General features: G+C 37.4%; 17 protein-coding genes. 10 read left to right on the forward strand and 7 right to left on the reverse strand.

Annotation, left to right across the window (positions count from 1 at the left end):
* Positions 1-6 precede the first annotated feature (6 nt).
* Together dprA and guaB are read left to right on the forward strand one after the other, a co-directional pair.
* Entirely contained in the window at positions 7-1,104 is a 1,098-nt protein-coding gene (gene dprA / locus JK139_RS06910; protein WP_074420087.1) for a DNA-processing protein DprA, read from the forward strand.
* A 72-nt stretch (positions 1,105-1,176) separates the two neighbouring features.
* Entirely contained in the window at positions 1,177-2,673 is a 1,497-nt protein-coding gene (gene guaB, locus JK139_RS06915; protein WP_074418524.1) for an IMP dehydrogenase, read from the forward strand.
* A 123-nt stretch (positions 2,674-2,796) separates the two neighbouring features.
* Here guaB and JK139_RS06920 read toward each other — a convergent pair whose 3' ends face one another.
* The 7 genes from JK139_RS06920 to JK139_RS06950 all read right to left on the reverse strand — a co-directional run bounded on the left by JK139_RS06920 (position 2,797) and on the right by JK139_RS06950 (position 9,708).
* Complete coding sequence (locus JK139_RS06920) at positions 2,797-3,189, reverse strand: group III truncated hemoglobin (protein ID WP_074418523.1); 393 nt, start codon at positions 3,187-3,189, stop codon at positions 2,797-2,799.
* An 82-nt stretch (positions 3,190-3,271) separates the two neighbouring features.
* Positions 3,272-4,039: an ABC transporter permease subunit gene (locus tag JK139_RS06925; RefSeq protein ID WP_074419657.1), complete on the reverse strand. Its 768-nt coding sequence runs from the start codon at positions 4,037-4,039 to the stop codon at positions 3,272-3,274.
* Between the two features lie 33 nt (positions 4,040-4,072).
* Positions 4,073-4,783: an ABC transporter ATP-binding protein gene (locus JK139_RS06930; protein WP_074420086.1), complete on the reverse strand. Its 711-nt coding sequence runs from the start codon at positions 4,781-4,783 to the stop codon at positions 4,073-4,075.
* Positions 4,780-6,021: a nitrous oxide reductase family maturation protein NosD gene (locus tag JK139_RS06935; RefSeq protein WP_074418520.1), complete on the reverse strand. Its 1,242-nt coding sequence runs from the start codon at positions 6,019-6,021 to the stop codon at positions 4,780-4,782. Before JK139_RS06935 ends, JK139_RS06930 begins: the two co-directional genes overlap by 4 nt.
* 55 nt (positions 6,022-6,076) lie before the next feature.
* Positions 6,077-7,111 carry a nitrous oxide reductase accessory protein NosL gene (locus JK139_RS06940; protein WP_074420085.1) on the reverse strand — a complete coding sequence of 345 codons (1,035 nt, stop codon included), beginning with the start codon at positions 7,109-7,111 and terminating at the stop codon, positions 6,077-6,079.
* 74 nt (positions 7,112-7,185) lie between these two features.
* Complete coding sequence (nosZ, locus tag JK139_RS06945) at positions 7,186-9,192, reverse strand: Sec-dependent nitrous-oxide reductase (protein ID WP_074420084.1); 2,007 nt, start codon at positions 9,190-9,192, stop codon at positions 7,186-7,188.
* A 30-nt stretch (positions 9,193-9,222) separates the two neighbouring features.
* Complete coding sequence (locus JK139_RS06950) at positions 9,223-9,708, reverse strand: c-type cytochrome (RefSeq protein ID WP_074420083.1); 486 nt, start codon at positions 9,706-9,708, stop codon at positions 9,223-9,225.
* Between the two features lie 512 nt (positions 9,709-10,220).
* Here JK139_RS06950 and JK139_RS06955 point away from each other — a divergent pair.
* The 8 genes from JK139_RS06955 to JK139_RS06990 all read left to right on the forward strand — a co-directional run bounded on the left by JK139_RS06955 (position 10,221) and on the right by JK139_RS06990 (position 21,689).
* The gene (locus JK139_RS06955) at positions 10,221-10,814 is read left to right on the forward strand and encodes a Crp/Fnr family transcriptional regulator (RefSeq protein ID WP_074420096.1); all 594 of its coding nucleotides are present in this window, start codon (positions 10,221-10,223) and stop codon (positions 10,812-10,814) included.
* 68 nt (positions 10,815-10,882) lie between these two features.
* On the forward strand, positions 10,883-12,148 hold the full coding sequence (locus tag JK139_RS06960; RefSeq protein WP_143439396.1) for a hypothetical protein: 1,266 nt from the start codon (positions 10,883-10,885) through the stop codon (positions 12,146-12,148).
* A 51-nt stretch (positions 12,149-12,199) separates the two neighbouring features.
* Entirely contained in the window at positions 12,200-12,913 is a 714-nt protein-coding gene (locus JK139_RS06965; RefSeq protein WP_074420081.1) for a hemerythrin domain-containing protein, read from the forward strand.
* A 96-nt stretch (positions 12,914-13,009) separates the two neighbouring features.
* Positions 13,010-14,587 (forward strand): apolipoprotein N-acyltransferase, encoded by a 1,578-nt coding sequence (lnt, locus tag JK139_RS06970; protein ID WP_143439395.1) that lies wholly within the window; start codon positions 13,010-13,012, stop codon positions 14,585-14,587.
* Between the two features lie 4 nt (positions 14,588-14,591).
* Entirely contained in the window at positions 14,592-15,425 is an 834-nt protein-coding gene (locus JK139_RS06975) for an alpha/beta fold hydrolase (protein WP_074420079.1), read from the forward strand.
* 34 nt (positions 15,426-15,459) lie between these two features.
* The gene (locus JK139_RS06980) at positions 15,460-18,090 is read left to right on the forward strand and encodes a PKD domain-containing protein (protein ID WP_143439394.1); all 2,631 of its coding nucleotides are present in this window, start codon (positions 15,460-15,462) and stop codon (positions 18,088-18,090) included.
* Between the two features lie 107 nt (positions 18,091-18,197).
* Complete coding sequence (locus JK139_RS06985) at positions 18,198-20,870, forward strand: PKD domain-containing protein (protein ID WP_218330907.1); 2,673 nt, start codon at positions 18,198-18,200, stop codon at positions 20,868-20,870.
* Positions 20,871-20,930: 60 nt separating this feature from the next.
* A complete protein-coding gene (locus tag JK139_RS06990; RefSeq protein WP_074420562.1) occupies positions 20,931-21,689 on the forward strand; it encodes an SDR family NAD(P)-dependent oxidoreductase in 759 nt (252 codons plus the stop codon).
* Positions 21,690-22,175 lie beyond the last annotated feature (486 nt).

Consider the following 22,175-nt stretch of genomic DNA (forward strand, 5'->3'; position numbering starts at 1 on the left):
GCTTTTATGTTAGATGAACTGGTTTATGAAATTGCCTTAACACAGGTACAGGGCATTGGGGCTGTGCAGGGCAAACAATTGATAGAGCATTTTGGCAATGCACAACAGGTTTTCAAATCATCAAAAAAAGAATTGGCACATGTTGAAGGAATTGGCGAAATAAGAGCAAAAGCAATTAAAGGCTTTAAAGATTTTGAGCAGGCAAACCAGGAAATTGAATTTTGCCAAAAACACCATATTCAAATATTAACCTTGTGGAACCCTGCCTATCCGCAGCGTTTAATGCATTGCTATGATGCGCCATCTGTATTATTTTACAGAGGCAACGCCGATTTAAATCACAGCAAAGTCATTAGCATCATTGGTACCCGCCTGCATACCGAATACGGAAAAAATATAACAGAACAAATTGTGGCTGAACTGCAACCGTATCAGGTATTAATTACCAGTGGATTAGCATTTGGTATTGATAGTATTGCACATCGTGCAGCACTGCAACAGCAATTGCCCACCGTTGGTGTGCTGGCACATGGTTTAAGTTCAATCTATCCAAAACAACACAAATCATTGGCAAAAGAAATGTTGCAGCTGGGCGGTTTACTAACTGAGTTTGGCTGTACAGTAATTGCAGATAAACACAACTTTCCCAAACGAAACCGTATTGTTGCAGGCATGAGTGATGCCACTATTGTTATAGAAACTGCAACTAAAGGCGGCAGTATGATCACCGCGGAACTGGCCTACACTTACAATCGGGATGTATTTGCAGTACCGGGAAAAATAACTGATAATAAAAGCAGTGGCTGCCTAAAATTAATTCAACAAAACAAAGCCATTATTTTTACAAGTGCCGCACAATTGCTGGATGAATTGGGTTGGCAAACCAAAAAAATAAAAGCACCCGCACAAAGAAGTTTATTTATTGATTTAACGGAGGAAGAAAAAATTTTAGTAAGCCTTCTACAGCAAAAAGATACGCTACCCATTGATGCGTTATACCTGCATAGTGGCTTAAGCAGTAGCAGTGTTGCAGCAGCCATACTCAATTTAGAATTACAAAATGTCATTACAGCATTACCGGGGAAAATGTATCGTTTAAATTAATCATACCATACTCTCCTATATTTTTATCCATTCAAATTTGTATCGTAATAGCATGGTACCCTATCTTTGCACATGGCAACACAAAAAAACTCCGGCAATTCCGTCCCGGCTTCCCGCCTGTTTGGCGAAGGTTTAACTTTCGATGATGTTTTATTAATGCCTGCATACAGCCAGGTACTACCTCGTGAAGTTGATATTTCCAGTCATTTAACCAAAGAAATTATACTCAATGTACCTATGCTTTCCGCAGCAATGGATACAGTTACAGAAGCTAATTTAGCTATTGCACTGGCTCGTGAAGGCGGATTGGGCATTCTACACAAAAACATGAGTATAGAAAAGCAGGCTGAACAGGTACGCAAGGTAAAACGCAGTGAAAGCGGGATGATTATTGACCCGGTTACATTGCTGGTAGATGCCACCATTGGCGATGCCTTAAAGCTAATGAAAGAAAATAAAATTGGAGGTATTCCTATCGTAAATAATCAGCAAAAATTAGTGGGTATATTAACGAACCGTGATTTGCGTTTTGAAAAAGACAACACCAGAAAGGTTGCAGAAGTAATGACCAAAGAAAATCTGATTACCGCACCGGAAGGAACCGATCTAAAAAAAGCTGCTACTATTTTACGCAACTATAAAATTGAAAAATTACCCGTTGTAAACAAACTGGGGAAATTAGTTGGCTTAATTACGTACCGCGATATATTGCAATTAACCAATAACCCCAATGCAGTGAAAGACGGCTATGGCAGATTGCTGGTTGGGGCCGCTTTAGGCATTACCAAAGATGTATTGGAACGTGCAGAGGCATTAATACTGGTGGGCGTTGACGTAGTTACATTAGACAGTGCACATGGACATAGCAAAGGTGTAATTGAAGCGTTAAAAAGTCTTCGTAAAAATTTTAAACATTTACAAATTATTGCAGGCAATGTTGGTACCGCCGAAGGTGCCGAAGCATTAGCCGATGCCGGCGCCGATTGTGTAAAAGTAGGAATTGGGCCCGGCTCTATTTGCACAACAAGAATTGTAGCCGGAGCAGGTGTGCCACAATTAACCGCCATTATGGAAGTAAGCCGGGCACTAAAAGCAAAGGGTATACCGTGTATTGCCGATGGAGGCATTCGTTATACCGGCGATATGGTAAAAGCACTGGCTGCCGGTGCCAATACAGTGATGATGGGCAGTGTATTTGCAGGTGTGGAAGAAAGCCCTGGCGATACCATTATATACGAAGGCCGTAAATTTAAAGAATACCGAGGTATGGGCAGTCTTGCTGCCATGAGCCAGGGCAGCGGCGACCGCTATTTTCAGGATGTGGAAGATGATATTAAAAAATTTGTTCCCGAAGGCATTGAAGGGAGAGTGGCTTATAAAGGCAATCTAAGTGAAATTGTTTACCAGTTTGTAGGTGGTTTAAGAGCAGGAATGGGTTATTGCGGCGCAGCCAATATTAAGGCCTTACAAAATGCCACTTTCATCAAAATTACCAATGCCGGTATGAAGGAAAGCCATGCACACGATATTGATATTACCAAGGAAGCACCCAACTATAGCAGAAAATAATTGTATGTACCCGGCTAATGGTACTACTATAATGCTTCTGTTGCGTCGCACACTTGTACTGCAACAATACAACGCATCAAAGCCTCTTTAAAAAAGGGGCTTTCTTATTTAAAATATTTTTTGTTAGTTTTCATGAACACCTGTCTGGTCATCTAATTTCAGCTTCATTACAACGGCAATGTTATAGGCTCTTTGCTTGGCTAATTCGGCTTTCTCACCTTCAAACAAACTATCTGTAACTGAAAAAAATAAATCAAGCCAACGTTTAAAATGTTTGTTTTCAATCATTTTTTTTTGATGAATTTTTCTATGCTTTTGCAATGGGTTTCCTAAATAACCACCGGTATAAAACAAAGCATTTTCCCAAAATAAATATTGGCGTTCCAAATGTTTCTGCCATTGTGCTTCCAATAAAGCAGCAAAATAGGGCCACAACAGGGCATCCTTTTTTACTGCTGCATAAAAAGTATTGACCAGCAGTTCAATATCATTTCTATTTTCAATATCTTTTTTCATGAAAAAATATCAGTAACAATACAATTAATGATTTGTTTTGCTATTCAAAATTTCGGTGCATATTTTCCCGGCAACTTCCATTTTATAAATCCTTTCGCTTAAATTTTCTTAAAGAAAAACCAATCGGCAATACTATCCACAAAAGCATCACCAGTAAAGTGGATATAATACCTGTTGTAGTTCCAAAAAAATTCTGAAAAATAGCACCGGTGTAACCCATTAGCGCCGAAATATCCATTTTGAGAAGAATTAATATTCTGCCCATATCCACCGGATTCAAAGCGCTTAAAACCAACATTAAGTTTTCTAAAGGATAATCGGAAAATTGAAATAAAATAAATAAAATCAACCCATCAAATAATAAAGAGAAATACAACCACAATAATACTGCAATACCAATACCCTTGGCTTTATCGCGGGTATGCACCGCAGCCAATAAAGCAATGGCCACAAATATGGTAGTTAACAATAAACCCACCCCTACCAATATTAAACCGGTAGCAGTAAAAGAGTAAAGTAAAACCGGTATACCAATACCTATAAAAAATGCAAGTGTTAATGCCAGTGCTATACCACTGAATAAACTTAACCAGATATGTTTTCGTTGTAATGGCTGACTAACCAATAACTCTACAAATTCAGCACTATTGTAAATATAAATGGTTGAGAAAATAATACACACCAACGGTACCACTATTAATACAATATTCAATAAACTCAACAAGCCTTTGGTTGTATTGTCTTCTAAATTAAAAACACTCATACCAATAGCCAGTAAAAAAATAGTATAAGCAATCACTATTTTATTACGCAGAATATCTGCAATAACATATTTTATAATTTTTATCATGGTTAAATGGTTCTTTCAATCATTAAATATTCCTTATTTATTTTTCATAATAAAAGCAATGGCTCTTGACAATTTTGTTTCACCAGTATCTTTTTGTAGATTTTGCAAAGATTTGTGAAACAACAAGTTCCCATCCTGCATGTAAATAACCTGTGTAACCAAATCATCCAACTCACTTAAAATATGAGAAGTAATGATGATTAATTTGCCGCGCTCTTTTTCTTTTACAATTTTTTCTTTCAATATTTCAGAAGCTATGGGGTCTAAACCGGCAGTAGGCTCATCCAGAATTAACACATCCGGATTAAATAAAAAAGCCAGTGCAGCACTAACCCTTTGTGTGGTTCCCCCGGAAAGGGTACGCATCCGTTTCTCCATGATGCCAGGTAATCCAAATGAGTGTAACAGTTCTTCATCTAATGGCTCGTGCTGTTCTGCTTTACGTATATCTTTCATCATGGTAAATACATGTCGGATGGTCATATTTTCCGGATATCGACCAATTTGCGGCATATAGCCAATATGTCTGCGGTATTGCCAATTGTGTAAAATGTTTAGTCCGTTAAATGTTATAAAACCACTATCAGGAACTACCATACCCAATATGCTTTTTACTAAAGTAGTTTTACCACTGCCATTTGGGCCAATTAATGCAATGCATTCGCCTTTATTACAGTTTACCGATACATTGCTTAATACCGTAAGCCTGCCGAATTTTTTAGTAACATTGGTTGCAATAATCATAATCGTAAAGGTTTCATATATGGAAATTTGTCCACTAAATTTTCAGGCGTTAAACTGGGTAAAATTTTCTCTGTTTTATCGAAAAGTGTGGCCATAAAACTTCTAAACAAAATCATTGCCGTAGGATTTTCAGCAACAATCATTGAAAACATACTTACCGGATGATAGGGAACATCGCCAACACCATCTTTATTCAAATCGTACCCTTCATATTTATCCCAATAATTTTTGTTAAAAGTATTTTCAACCAACGAGCCATTGGTAGCAATGTCGAAACTGTTGGCTAAAAAATTATTATGCTTAATGGTATTTTGAATACTGTTAGCCTGAATTTTAACAGCCCATCCATTTTTTATGAATGTATTTTTTTCAACCAACACACGGGTGGCACCTTCAAAAAAAATAGCAGTGGTATTCCTTAGAAAAGTGTTTCCGGAAATATGGCTATCGGTAATTTCTTTTAAAAAAATACCATAACAGCCATCGCCCCAATTATCTTCAAATACATTATTAAACATCTTAACACCATGTGTAAACATTACAGAAACACCGGCACTATTATTTTGAAATATATTGGCGATATAGGCATCATTGTGCGAAAACATAAAATGCAACCCGTATCTCGAATTTTTGATTGACCGATTTTTCCAAATCAGCGAATTGGTTACAAACTCAAAATAAATACCATCACGATGGCCGGTTACCGCATTACCAATAATGCTTAAGCTGTCACATTTCCAGCAATGAATACCGTTGCCACTTTGCTGATCGGTTTTAGCATAAGCAGTTAAACGATTATTTTTTATGGTACAATTAGTAGCACCCTGTAAATAAATCCCAAAAAAAGTATCTTCTAATACATTGTTTTCAATATTAATATTTTTTACATCGTAAATTTTAATACCTGCAATATCAATAAGGCTGGATGTGCCGGAGTGTATTAATTTAAATCCTTTTATGGTTACCCCATTAGCCCTTACTGAAATCATCTGGTATGTATGTTCTCCATCAATAACCGGATAATTTTTGCCCAATAAAACAAGCGACTTTTCGATAATAATATTTTTTTCTTTATAAATACCCGGAGCCACCCAAACAGTATCGCCATTTTTTGCTGCGGTTACAGCCTGTTGTATACTAACATATGCATGGCCCTTGCCAACATAAATGATTGCAGCATGAATGGGGATACAATACACACACCACATGAAGCCTATGCACAATAAAAAAGATTTCATGTTTTATAAAATATTACAAAAAAATTCAGGTAACATGCTTTGGCCTTTCTATATTTCAAGGTTTGGGAATAGCTATCATTTCATTCCATTCCATTACAGTACCTGTATATTTTTCAAGGGCCTGTTTAGCATCAGCAACATTGTTGAAGGCAGCAATATCCCCATTCATGGGGCTATGCAATTGATCACTTTTAATTAAAACAGTATTTTCAGCAGGAATGAGTTGATGGCCATTTTCAAAATTTACAAAATAAATTTTCCCATTTTCGGTTTCGGCGGTATGATCATGTATAAAAGTAACAATACAATGCACATCATCAAACTTATATATCTTTCCTTTTCGGGTAATTAATTCAGCACCAAAGCGATTATCGCTGTAGGGCATTTTACAATAACTGCACATATCCGTTCCAACAACTAATGGAGTAGGTTTTGTATTGCAAGAAAAAAATAAAAAAGCCATTGTAGCAACCATAGTGGTAGCGGGCTGACGAAGAGTTTTAGCTATTTTTTTTACATCCATCCATTCTTTAATATTAACACCCAACAACAATAAACCCACGCCTACAAAAAGCCATCCGCCCAAGTCGGGAATTGAATACGCACCAAAATTCAGCAACTGTTTAAACCCAATGAATGGTGGTTGATAAGCCATACCCGGCACAATAATCGGCGCTTCCGGATTGAGGTTGTGGCCATAATTGTATTCCCATCTCCAAAAATCAAACATCGCAACAATGCCAAATAATACAAATAAAACAATCAATGTTTGCACCATCCATCTTTTTCCAAAAAAAGCAGCAATAAAAAACAAAACAGCAAAACCAACTATAATACCCGGCAGCATAGAAAATTCAAAAAAATCTTCAGTCCGTAAATGTTTCATTCCAATATAATGGTTTAAACCATTAATGATATCAAGATTACCGCCCAAATGATTGGGATAAATAAACATACTTAATCCTTCCGGATATTGTGGTGCCGATAAATCGATACGCCACATGGGCACTTTTACTATGATTAATAATGCAATACCGCCTATTGTCAGAAGAATACGACTAATTTTTGAGATATGGAAATGATTGGCCATGATAAAAAATTTAAAGAAATAAACTACCGGAATCGTGATATATTCCGGTAGTTGGCTTTAGAATAGGGGTGAGATTATTTATCGAGCAAAGGGGGTGCCGTTGCAGCATCAGGAATATTTTTACCTGTGCTAAAAGTAAGCGACACGTTGCTATTTGCAGGAGAAACTCTTACATAACCCTGCATTTCCTGATGCAGTGCGCTGCAAAAATCGGTGCAATAAAATGGATATATACCGGGTTTTTCAGGACTCCATTTATAGGTTTGTGTTTCACCGGGCATAACCAGTAATTCAGCATTATTAGGCACACCTTTAATGGCAAAACCATGCGGTAGATCCCAATCCTGCTCCAGGTTGGTAACATGCCAGTATACCTCATCTCCCACTTTTATACCTTCAATATTATCGGGTGAAAAATGTGAACGAATTTGCGTGATATAAATATCTACACGCTTGCCATTACGCACCACTTTTGAATCAGCTTCACCTTTTGTTACATAAGGATTTTGATTTTTATTGATATCGAAATATTTTACTGATTTATCTCTGATGAGTGAAGCGGCTACCGCTTGTGCATAGTGTGGCTCACCAACGGTAGGAAAATCGAGTAGTAATTTCATTTTATCTCCACTAATATCAAACAACTGCGCTGCCTGTGCCAGTTCGGGACCTGTTGGCAAATACCTGTCTTTAGTAATTTTATTATATACAATTACATATTTACCATTTGGTTTTTTGGTATCCCCACCTGGAATACATAAGTGGCCGGGTGAGTAATAAGTAGGTTCTCTGTCAATTACTTTTAAATCTTTAATATTCCATTTTACAATTTCTGAAGAAACAAACATGGTGGTAATAGCATTACCTCTTCCATCAAACTCTGTGTGCAATGGGCCTAAACCTGGTTTTTTAACTTCACCATACAATGCAGCTTCATATTCAATTACCGGAATGCCATCATAATCACCAATAAATTTTTTATTGGTAATAGCTTGTTGAATTTTATCGAAACTAAATACCGGAATTAATGCGGCTAATTTGCCACTACCAACAATATATTCACCTGAAGGGTCTACATCACACCCGTGTGGCGATTTAGGACAGGGAATAAAATAACAAACATCTTTCAAATCTTTAGCATCTAACACCAGTACTTGTTTTTCAATAGTAGAAGTGGCCATGTGTTTGTTTTCATCATACACATTGTGTGCATATTGAACTGCTTCTGTTTTGCCTTTACCTTGTTTGGCATATTCTTCTAATTTTTTCCAGTTTACTGCCAAAATAAAATCTTTATCGCGTTGTGATGCATTCACTTCTAATAGTGTATTGGCTTGCTCGGTATTATAGCAGGAGAAGAAAAACCAGTCGTGCGATTTATTTTTTCCGGCATGACTCAAATCAAAATCAACCGGAGGTACCTGCAATTGAAATGCCAGATTCATATTGCCGGAATTTTTATCTACACTAATAAAACTAATGGATGCTTTAAAATTTTTGCGGTATGAATTAATGGGCACATCTCCATTATCATTATCCATCGGTACTGCAAAGCGGGTACCTGCTACCACATACTCGGTATTTTCTGTAATAAACGGTGAGGAGTGGTTACCTGCACTATTGGGCAATTCCAAAATTTCAGCAGTTTTGAATGTAGTTAAATCAACTCTTGCTACACGAGGGGTATTATTGGCATTGGCAAAAATCCAGCGACCATCTATTTCGCCATTGGTTTGCGATAATTCCAAATGGTGCTGATCATCCCAAGGTACAAAACCATGCGATGTATTGAGCATGGGTTTGGTTTCTTCACTATAACCATATCCGTTTTCAGGAAAAACAGAAAAAATGGGTACAATTTTCAGTAAGCGGCCCGAAGGTAATCCGTAAACGCTTAACTGGCCATTGAAACCACCGGATACAAAGTTGTAAAACTCATCGTATTTTCCCGGTGCTACATATACACTTTGTGCAGCATCGCCACTTACGGCATCACTGGTATTTTTGGGTTTGCATGAAAAAAGACCGCCCATTACAAGCAGAGATATCCATGCATAGTTAAAAAAGTTATTCTTTTTCATATTTGTTAAATTTTATAAATGAAAATTGGGTTATTTTACACCATCATTTTTACGCATAAACTCATACACTTCTCTGGCTTCCTGATCAGTTAAATGTTGGTTAGGCATACGTACCAGACAAATTTCAAGCATGGCTTGTGCTTTGGGATCTTTTGTTAGCATATCATCTGTATTGGTAACAAAATTCATAATCCACTCCGGTGTATGGCGTTGTGTAACACCTTTCCAACCGGGACCAACTAACTTTTCACCGGTTAGTTTATGGCAGGCACTGCATTTAACGGTGTACACTTTATTGCCTGCTTCTGCCATCGCTGCATCAAGCGTAGAACTCACCTCCACATGGGTGAATTTGCCCTCTCCCCTGTTGGGATCGTAAGATGGATTGTTACTTGAAGCCGTTTCTGAAGTGGCAGCACTGCCGGAAGTATTTGCAGTTGTTTCATTTTTTTCGCCTGAATTGCTGCAGGCAACCATCAATAATCCAAAAATGCTTAAAATAATCAGCTTTTTCATGTTAATTTTAAATTTAAATTGTATTGTTTAGTTAAGTGTTGAAAGAACGGGATGTAACAAACTTTTTATTTTTTTTCATTGTTGTCCGACTAAAATTGTAAAATAATGGTCCAAACCCTTTACAGAAACATATTTCAGCCGATTTCAAAAGATGGGGTACTACCTCCAATTTTGAAACAATCATTTTTTAGCCTGTAATCATTTACAACAAAGGATTACAGCGATTTTTTAGTTAAGTTTTGTCGGACAATAATGATTTTTTTCAACACAAGATTACAAAGCGTGATGGCACCGTTTTATGCGTAGAATCATATTGCATTTATCAACCCGAATTGCAGGAAAAATGATAATTGCAGATTTTTATTAAAACCCTTTGTACATCAATATTTCAGCAGATGCTTCGATTGAACAATTCAAAAAAACATGACGAAAATCATGTGCCCAACTGCTTAATATCATATTTAGGGCACAGTGTGGCATCTAAATTTATACTTCACCAGAATCAACATACCATGATAGATGCAGACTTATTACTTTCTTTTGGGGCTACCTACAAAAAAACAGCAGCTAATGAAGTGATTTTCCGTGAAGGAGATGAATGTCATTTTTATTATCAATTAGTTGAAGGTTCTGTAAGATGGATCAATATCAATGAGGAAGGAAAAGAATTTATTCAGGATATGATTGAACCCGGCGAACCCATTGGTGAACTGTCGTTATTTGATGAGGGACCATACGCTGCCACTGCAGTTTCGAATAAAGAAAGTATTATTTTAAGATTACAAAAACATCATTTTCACCAATTAATAAAAGAAGAACCGGAAATTCATTTTATGTTTTCGAAATTATTAGCCAAAAGATTAAGATTTAAATTCTTAATGTCGAAAGAACTGGCGAATAACAAACCAGAAGAAAAAATATGCAGCCTGTTAACTTACTTCAAAAACAATAAAAAATTTTTTTGCCCCAAATGCAATATGGTACAACTAACCCGCCAGCAAATAGCCGATATGACAGGCCTTCGCGTAGAAACGGTTATCAGAAGTATTCGCCAATTACAGGATAAAGGAAAATTGGCCATAGCAAAAGGAAAAGTATATTTCTGATAATGTGCCTGTAAACAAACATTTTATTTACAACAATCATGAATGTTTAAAATATTTTATACTTTGGCATGATTGAAATCATATCGGCACACAAAATGCTGTTTTTACTTTGCAACGCTATGAAAGATGCCACACAAAAATGGATATCCGTTAGTTTGTTCAACTTATTGATTGTAGCCATCATCGGCGTAACGCTTCGGTATAAGATTGCTTACGCACTGCCTGTTGTAAATCAAAAATATTTATTACATGCCCACTCGCATTTTGCATTTACAGGCTGGGTTAGTATGGCATTAATGACGTTATTGGTGCAATATTTAGCCCATCATCAAAACCCGCATGCTTTTAAAAAATACAAACCGGTTTTATGGGCTAATTTAATGGCTGCTTATGGCATGTTGTTTACTTTCCCTTTTGAAGGGTATGCTGCAGCTTCTATCACTTTCTCTACCCTTTCTATTATAGTAAGTTATGTTTTTGCAGTTTTATATTGGAAGGATGTAAAAAAAATTCAGTGGTATAGTACCACACACGCCTATTTTAAAGCTGCGGTTTTATTCAATGCACTTTCTTCTATTGGTGTTTTTGCCTTAGCCTATATGATGGCTACCCAACATATTGAACAGAACAATTATTTGGCTTCTGTATATTTTTTTCTCCACTTTCAATATAATGGATGGTTTTTATTTGCCTGTTTGGGTTTATGGAATCATTTATTAGAGCAAAGTGGCATGAATACAGAAAAATTAAAATGGTTATTTTATCTTTTTGCGGGTTCCTGTGTACCAGATTATTTTCTGTCAGCACCATGGATACCCATTCCAACCATCGTTTATTGGCTGGTGGTAGCCGCTGCATTTGCCCAGGTAATTGCCTGGATAATGATGCTACAAATTATACTGCAAAACAAAAAACAACTCTTAACACAGATGCCACAGTTTACAAAAATTGTATTATTTCTGGTAGCCATTGCATTTAGCATAAAGTTGTTGTTGCAATTAGGTTCAGCCATTCCTGCATTAAGCACTTTAACTTATGGCTTTAGGCCAATTGTTATTGGCTATTTGCATTTGGTTTTGTTGGGGGTAATTTCCTTGTACATTATTGCGCATTGTTTGGTTTCAGAAATAATCATACTCACTCCGAGTATCAAAAAAGGTATGATTGTATTTATTGCCGGTATTTTACTCAATGAATTGCTATTGATGATAGAAGGAATTGCAGATTTATCTTACCACGCTGTTCCATATACGAATGAAGCATTGCTTTTTGCTGCGCTGGTATTAATGGCCGGAATTTTTGGGTTAAATTTTAAAAACAAACGTACATACTGACTTTAATCATAGTTTGTACTTTCTTACCATTGTAGCTTTGCAAAAAAAGCTATGGAAAACATTTTGTCAGAACCACTTTTTTCCATTGTAGCACAATCGCCGGCAACAGGTGCAGTACTGGAAAAATTTCATGTTGACTATTGTCATCTGAGCAAAAAAACATTGGCCGAGGTTTGTGCTATCCAACAAATACCTGCTTCCGTAATAGCAAATGCTATTCAAAAAGTATTGGCATTCAAGCCAAATAACAACAGCAGCGATTTGAGCCAGCTTTCATTAACAGAACTCATCAATTATATTCTCAATAATTACCACGCCTATTTAAAAATGCAGTTACCCGTGTTATTGGGGCAATTAGAAAAAGTAGCCAATAAACATGGTGAAAAATTTCCATTTTTATTAGATGTGTTTTTCTTTTTTGAGATGTGGAAAGATGAAATTTCTGCACATTTAATTTATGAAGAATCAAAGCTTTTTCCGGCCATTACAGCTTTGGAAAAAAAACAACCAACAGACAATCAGGAAAATACCATGTCAGAATTAGATAAATTATTGCGCATCTTAGAAAAAGAACATGACCATTCTGATGATTTAATGGAAAAAATAAAAACGCTTACGCAAAATTTTACTACACCTCCGCAAGCCTGTAAAACTTTTCAGCTCAGTTTCATCGCATTAAAAGATTTGTATCAAAATTTAGGGGAGCACCTGCAAATTGAAAACAACCTGTTGATTCCTAAAGCAAAAAAACTTGCATTACTCTGACGCACGAACCACAACTAAAAATAATGACCACTTAACTTAAAAAAACAGGCACTTTCAAAAAAAAACCGAACTTTCGAGCGAAAAAATATATTTTGTTTGAAAAAGAGTCAACTGTTTTTTTTAAGTATGGCAAGTGGCCTGCTGTTGGTAGCATCCTGGCCGGTATCGCCCTTCACCTTTTGTATATTTTTTGCGTTTGTGCCTTTGCTTTGGATAGCAGCTTCTACTACTAAAATCCGTAGTTTTATAGGTTATGCATTTTTGAGCCTGTTGATATGGAATGTGGGTACCACCTGGTGGATTTGGAACTCAACCGATGTGGGCAGTATTGCTGCCATAATAGCGAATACTATATTAATGTGCATTCCTTTATGGGGCTATTTTAAACTGCGCAAAAAAACCACTCCATTCTATAGCGGTGTTGCATTGATTGTATACTGGATGCTGTTTGAGTGGATACATTTAAACTGGCAACTCAGCTGGCCCTGGTTAACGCTCGGCAATGTGTTTGCTACCCATCCCAATTGGGTGCAATGGTATTCAGTTACCGGCGTTAGCGGTGGAACATTATGGATTCTATTGGTCAATATTTTGTTGTTTCAACTGTTACAAATACACCAAACCAGTCAACGCATTTCTAAACCATTAGCAGGCATTTTTTTGGTCACTTTGCTGTTACCGCTTATGATTGGATACCTATCTATCCCCACCATAAAAGCAGCTAATATGAGTACTAATGTGGTAATTGTGCAACCCAATATTGACCCCTACCAAAAATTTGAAAGTTTTTCCACACAAACACAAATAGAACGTTTAATTCACTTATCCGATTCGGCCATTAACCCACAAACCGTATTGGTTATTTGGCCCGAAACAGCTTTGCCCGAACCGGTTATTCAACAAGAACTCAATAATAGTGCTATTTACCAACCTGTATTTCAGTTTGTACAACAACATCCTAATCTTACCCTTTTAACCGGGTTAGAAAGCTATGTTTTGTATGGGAATGAAAAAGTAACACCTACTGCACACGCCATGCCCAATGGACAATACTATGATGCCTATAACAGTGCTGTTGCCATCAATGTAGGCCACCCCAATCAGTTTTATAACAAAAGCAAATTGGTGCCGGGTGTAGAATCATTGCCTACCTTTTTAAATTTTATGGGGCCTGTTTTTGAAAAATTTGGAGGAACTACCGGAGGTTATGGCCGTGATACGGCTGCCGTGGTTTTTTCAGAAACCAACAATCCCTACAAAATGGCACCTATTATTTGTTATGAAAGTATATATGGTGCTTATGTGGCAGAATATGTAAAAAAAGGCGCCAATTTATTAACTATTATCACCAATGATGGTTGGTGGGGCAATACACCCGGTCATTTACAGCATTTAGCCTATGCCCGTTTAAGAGCTATAGAAACCAGAAAATTTGTAGCCCGTAGTGCCAATACCGGAATTAGTGCAGTGATTGACCCATCGGGCAAAATTTTAACCCGAACAGATTACAACAAAGCTGCGGTAATTAAATTCAATATTCCTATTCCTGCTGCATCCGGTAGTACCTTGTATGTAAAATGGGGCGATTGGTTATACAAACTGGCGGCATTTGCAGCGTTATTGGTAATTTTATATCAATTGTTCAAATGGTGGCAATTGAAGATAAAAAGGTAATTGTATGATGGAAAGATATTGCAACTACAAAAACGGTAAACTGGCCTATCACAAAGTTGGGGCCGGACCTGTGGTACTCTTAATACATGGATTTGGAGAAGATGCATCTATTTGGAATGCACAAGTTGCTTTTTTAAAAAATAATTTTACTGTAATTACACCATCTATTCCCGGAACGGGCAATGCCGATATGTTACAACCGCAAACAGGAAAAGATGCTGTTGAAATGGAAGATTATGCGCAGGCCATCAAAAAAATAATTGAGGAAGAAAACATCACCCATTTTGTAATGTTGGGGCATAGTTTAGGGGGCTATATTACATTAGCATTTGCTGCATTGTATCCGGAACAGTTAAAAGGTTTTGGACTCATTCATTCAACCGCATTTGCAGACAATGCCGAAAAAAAAGAAACCCGTTTAAAAGGCATCCAGGTAATGGAAGAATATGGTGCCTATGCTTTTATCAAAACTACCATCCCTAATTTATTTGCCGCACGTTTTAAGGCAGCACATCCCGAAAAAATAGATCTGTTAATAGAACGGGCAAAAAACAGCAATACACAGGCATGTCAGCAATATTATGAAGCTATGCGTTTGCGGCCAGACAGAACCAATGTCTTAAAAAACGCAGGTTGCCCGGTTTTGTTTATTATGGGTACAGAAGATAAAGCTGCACCTATGGAAGATGTATTACAACAATCACATTTGCCCAACTGTTCTTATGTGTATATTCTTCCTGAAACAGGCCACATAGGTATGTGGGAGGAAACAGAAAAAGTAAATCAGCATATCAACAGTTTTTTAATGTCTGTATATAACAATCCTGCCGAAGCATGAGAAGCAGTGAATAGAGCATAAAACTTTATACCACTTGAAAAAGATTTTATTGATAATTATAATATTGATGGCAGTTGCACATCTGGCACGGGCCAGGCATGTAGCCGGTGGTGAATTATTTTATAAATATTTAGGTCCTGGTACAACACCCGGCACCAATAGCTATCAGGTTACTTTGCGTTTATTTAGAGACTGTGCTTCAACGGGGCCATTATTGCAATCTGAAAATGTGATAGTAGGATTTTATGATGGAACCACATTGGTAAAATCATTGGGCCTGCCATTAACCGGCGGCATCACAACCATTCAGTTAAATACAGCTAATTTTCCCTGTCTGGTGGGCAATGTAAGCGTGTGTTATCAAATTGCATTATATACCAACACAATTGATTTACCGATTAATGCCAACGGTTATACACTTTCCAGAATGGGTTGCTGCCGTATTGATAATATCTCAAACCTTACCAATAACAATGTAGGTAGCGATTATGTAACTTTTTTGCCAGGCACCAATACCCTGCCCGTTGGCCACAATAGCAGCCCTGAATACAAAATAAAAGATACAACATTGGTTTGCGCCAACAAAAAATTCAATTTGGATTTTAGTGCCGTGGACCCCGATAATGATTCGTTAAGTTACTCTTTTTGCGATGCTTATTCGGCACCCAATACCGGGCAAAATCAGGCACCATCGCAATTTTTAACCTTAACGCCTGTACCTTATGGTGGCGGTTATAGTGGCACTATGCCATTGGGCAATCAGGTAACCATTGACCCTGTTACCGGCATTATTAGTGGTATTGCACCTCCGGCCGGGCAATATGTAGTGAATGTTTGCATTGCTGAATTCAGGAATGGTCAACAAATTGGGTATCATAGAAAAGATTTTATTTTAAAAGTACAATCCTGCGATATTATTGAAGCCGACTTACCTTCCAGCATTGTAAATTGCAAAGATTATACTGTTTATTTCGAGAACCAGTCCACGTCTTCTTCCATACTTTCCTATAAATGGACGGTTGGAGACCCTGCCAATCCTTCCTTCTCGGCCAACACACCTACCCTGCAATATACCTATCCGTATTCCGGCCGTTTTGTTGCACATTTAACGGTTACCGGACCTAATGATTGTGTAGGTACCGACAGTACTATTGTAATGGTATATCCGGGATATAAAGCTGATTTTAGTGTACAGGGCGATTGTTATTTAAGGCCATTTCAATTTACTGATAAGAGTACGGCAAAATACGGTACCGTTAGTAAATGGCAATGGAATTTTGGTGATCCCAATTCAAATGCTGCCAGTTCTAAACAACAAAACCCATCGTACACCTATTCTGCCCCAGGTACCGTAAATGTTACACTTATTTCGCAAAGCGATAAAGGTTGTATTGACACTGCCAAACAATCAGTAATTATATATAGTAATCCACCATTGCAGTTACCTTTTCGCGATACGTTGATTTGCAGTATTGATACCCTTCAACTACAATCCGCCAGCATTGGCGCTTATAGTTGGGTACCTAATTATAATATCATTAATCCCAATACACCCAATCCTTTTGTTTATCCCAAAATTACTACTACTTATCAGGTAACGGTAAACAACAATGGTTGTGTGAGTAAAGACAGTATTCGCGTTCGAGTATTAGATTCTATTTCCGTAAAAGTAGTGCCCGATACAACGGTTTGTTTAAATGATACGTTTCGGTTATATCCGGTAAGTGAAGCGTTGGGCTATGAATGGTTTCCCGCTACAGGAATAGATAACCCAAAATTAAAAAACCCGTTATTTCAACCCACTACTTCTACCAACTATCGGCTCATCGCTCATTTAGGTAAATGCAGGGATACTGCTTATACACGTATTATTACCGACCCTTATCCCAAAGCCAATGCCGGGCCTGATGTAGGTATTTGTTTTGGAGGACGAACACAGTTGAATGCAACTACCAATGCCTCCGCATTTGAATGGACGCCCAATAAAAATATACTATACAGCAATACCTTACAACCCATTGTTGCACCGGGCAATACTACCCCTTACACACTCACCGTTCGTTATGATACCGGCTGTATTAAACCGGTTACCGATACTATTTTAGTTACAGTGTATACTCCGGTTAAAGTAAATGCCGGCAATGATACGGCAGTAGTAGTAAACCAGCCTTTGCAATTAATGGCTACCAGTAATTATGATAGTGATAGTACCGGCATTATAGTACAATATGCCTGGATTCCGACCAGCTATTTAAGTAATCCTAACATTCCCAACCCTATTGCAACCTTTAACGGAATTACAGATTCTATTCAATATACCGTAATGGCAACCACCAGTGCAAGATGCACCGGTGCTGATAAACTTTGGGTTCGAGTTTTTAGAACCGGCCCCGATATTTTTATACCAACTGCTTTTACCCCCAACCATGATAATAAAAATGATATACTGAAACCCATTCCCGTTGGTATAACCGATTTACGATATTTTAGCATTTATAATAGATGGGGGCAACTTATTTTTACCACAAATCAAATTGGGGAAGGTTGGGATGGCACTTATAATGGCAGCATGCAGCCGGCAGGTACGTATGTTTATACCGCAGAGGGAATAGATTTTACAGGTAAAAAAATTTATAAAAAGGGAACAGTGGTACTCATCAGATAAGCAGCATTATCAAATGCAAATACATCTTTGTACATATAAAAAACCAATATCCGCTTGAAAAATAAAATACTGATTCTATTCACCTAATTGTTGATGCAGAAGTTGATATGCTGAAATATTTATTCATAAGTTTTTTATTACTCTTTCTGGTTCAAAATGCAAATGCCGTGCATATTGCAGCAGGTGAATTAAGCTATTTATACCAGGGTGCTGGCTCCTCACCCAACACGGCTAAATATTTAATTACCATGCGTTTGTTCAGAGAGTGCAATGCTCCCGCAAATTCAGCACCCTTGAATGAAGAAAATGTAACGGTTGGCATTTATGATAAAGCAACTGCCACCTATATTACCTCTATCAAACTGGCACAGCAATTTGCTGGCAATCCACCCACAATTCAAAACACACAAGGCATCAATCCCTGCTTAACCGGTAATCCGGTGGCTTGTTATCAGGTAGGTACTTATAGCAGCACCATAGAATTACCAATTAATACAGGAGGCTATACCCTTTCATGGGTTCGTTATTCAAGAGCAGTGGTTCAAAATGTAGCAGGCAGCAGTGTTGGCGCTACCTTTACTGCCGAAATTCCCGGCACACAGCAATTACCTGTAGGCACCAACAGCAGCCCTGTTTTTACCATTAGTGATACGACCATTGTATGTAAAAACACAGGATTTACTTTCAATTACTCAGCTTCTGATCCTGATGGAGATTCATTGGCCTATAAATTTGCGCCGGCATACGACGGTACACCCGGTAATTACACTGTAAGCACTAATCCCGATCCTGATCCCAGCCTTATTCCCACTTTACAACCCGTTTTAGTAAATTATATAGCACCTTACTCGGGGCTTAGTCCATTGGGTAGCGGTGTTACTATTGACGTTCACACCGGTTTAATTTCAGGTATTGCACCCCCGGCAGGAAAATATGTGGTATGTGTAATTGTAGAAGAATGGCGTAATGGCGTTTTATTAGACCATCACCGAAAAGATTTTATATTAACAATTGGCGATTGTTCTGTAAACGGCGCCAGCCTCAATCCGAAATACATTAACTGCAACAATTTTACATTTAACTTTTTTAATGAGAGTACCAATCCAAACATACAGTCGTATGCCTGGAAATTTGGCGATTTAAAAAACCCGTTGAAAGATACTTCAACAAGTCCAAAACCCACTTATACTTATTCAGATACCGGAACTTTTGAAATGAAATTAAAAGTAACCGCAACCGGCGGTTGCGAAGATTCTGCAACTGCTCAGGTATCTGTTTTCCCCGGATTCAAAGCAGATTTTTCTGTTTCTGGTAGTTGTATTTTAAATCCTTATCAGTTTAAAGATGCAAGTAATACCAAATATGGAATCATAAACGGCTGGCAATGGAACTTTGGAGATGCCAACACAACATCAGATACTTCTTCCCAACAAAATCCAACATACACTTATGCTTCCACCGGAACTAAAAAGGTTTTCTTCACGGTATATAGTTCAAAAGGTTGTACCGATACGCTTTCTAAATTCATTGCCGTTCCTGATAAACCTTTCTTAAGTTTACCTTTTCATGATACACTGATTTGCAGCATAGATACCTTACCATTAATCGCCAACAGTCCCGGCAGTAGTTTTCAATGGACAAGTATACAGGCACCGGGTAGTATTATCAATGCTACTGCACCCAACCCACAGGTACATCCAAAAGACACGGCAACTTATGTGGTAACTGTAAATAATAATGGCTGCATTAATAAAGATTCTATACAGGTAAATGTACTACAGTTCATTACCATTAATGCAGGACCCGATACCAGTATTTGCAAAACCGATACCTTACAGTTTAACCCTGTAAGTTATGCACTCAGTTATAAATGGACGAGCACTAACGGTATACCAATTGCGCCGGTTAAGAATCCAAAAGTAGCACCACTTACTAATACTACTTATTATGTGCAAGCCAACTTAGGCAAATGTCCTGCTTATGATACGGTTAACATACAGGTATTTCCGTACCCAACCGTTCAGGCTTCGGGAAATGCTATTATTTGTTTTGGCAATAGAACCCAATTAAACGGCAATACCAATGCAGATAATTTTAGCTGGTCGCCGATAAACACGCTGCTCAATGGCAATACATTGCAACCCATTGCAGGCCCTAACCAAACTACTCATTATGTTTTAACCGGGCAAAATAACAGTGGTTGTATTAAACAGGTAACAGATACTGTATTGGTAAAAGTGGTACAGCCCATACAAATTAATGTGGGAAATGATACTTCAGTAGTACTCAATCAACCTCTGCAATTACAGGCTTTATTAGCAGATAGCAGTCATTTTGCATACAACTGGACACCATCAGTCTATCTCAATAACCCGGCTATTTCGCATCCTGTTGCCACCATTACAAGCCCGGTTAACGAAATAAGATTTACGGTAAGAGCTACTGATTCCATTTCAGGTTGTTTTGGTGAAAACAGTTTATGGGTCAAGGTATATAATTCAGGGCCTGATATATTGGTACCCAAAGCCTTTACACCCAATGGCGATGGAAAAAACGATATTATGCGACCCATATTGTTAGGGATCAGTCGCTTAGATTTTTTTAGTATTTATAACCGTTGGGGGCAACTAATTTACACCACTTCACAACCCAATGCAGGATGGGATGGCACCATGAATGGAACTGCACAACCCAGTGGGGCTTATGTGTTCATCGCAAAAGGAATGGATTATTTAGGCAATACCATTTCAAAAAATGGCACAGTCATATTAATCAGGTAATTTTGCAATCACTTTTACATTGTTCCAGCGTTTAAAATTATCAATTCAAACCATTATAGTATGAAGAAGATTATACTCATTACCGGTGCTACTTCCGGATTTGGGAAAGCCATTGCCCAATTATTTGCAAAAAATAAATGGAACCTGATATTAACAGGAAGAAGAAAAGAAAGATTAGAACAAATCAGCAAAGAATTAGAACAAAAATATAGTGTTAAAACATTGCCATTGGTATTTGATGTACAAGACAGGAATGCTGTATTTACATGTATTGAAAATATTCCGGAAGAATGGAAAGGAATAACAGTTTTAGTAAACAATGCAGGATTGGCTTTAGGAAGAGAGCCTTTTGACAAAGCCGATATTGATGATTGGGAAACCATGTTAAACACCAACGTAAAGGGATTGATGTATGTAACCAAAGCCGTTTTACCATTTATGATACCACAACAAAAAGGGCATATCATTAACATTGGTTCAATAGCAGGTAAAGAAGTATATGTAAACGGGAATGGCTACTGTGCCAGTAAACATGCTGTTGATGCACTTAGTAAAGCCATGCGCATTGATTTATTACCACATAAAATAAAAGTTACAGCCATACATCCCGGTGCCGCAGAAACTGAATTTTCATTGGTACGCTTTAAAGGAAATAAAACCACTGCAAAATCTGTTTACGAGGGTTATACACCATTGTATGCGGAAGATATTGCCAACATTACTTATTACTGTGCAACGCTGCCTGCCCATGTTTGCATTAACGAATTAATTGTAACCAGCACTGCACAGGCTAATGCATCTACCTTCTTTAAAGAATAAAGAAGTATTTTCATGTACAAAAAACTAATAGCGAGCATTTTAAAAAAACAAATCGGAAAAGCTAAAAATTGTTTTTGAATTAAAAAATATTAAAGTAATTTTAATAGCATCAATTGATGATTATATAGCATTTTTTATCACAATTCAATCGAAAACCATGAAAAAGATAAAAATAGGATCTCTACAAAGAGATTCCGGAAAAACAATTTTTTCTATTCTTAATCACCATTTTGTTGATTGCATGCAATAGTGGAAAGGATGAAACAAAGCAGAACACCAACAGTAATGACGTTACACATATAGATATTCCCGGACTCACCTTAAATAATGGTGCAAAATGGGAAGCTGATTCAATTAATTACCAATAGAAATTTAAGAGACCTCCGAAATATTGCAGACAATTTTAAAATATAGGATTAGGTAGAACATTTACAAATAAGAGATAGGGGGGTGAAATAACTAAATAAATTAGTAAATTGAGGTCTA

This window comes from Hydrotalea lipotrueae, from assembly GCF_019249625.1.
GTDB classification, from domain to species: Bacteria; Bacteroidota; Bacteroidia; order Chitinophagales; family Chitinophagaceae; genus Hydrotalea; species Hydrotalea flava.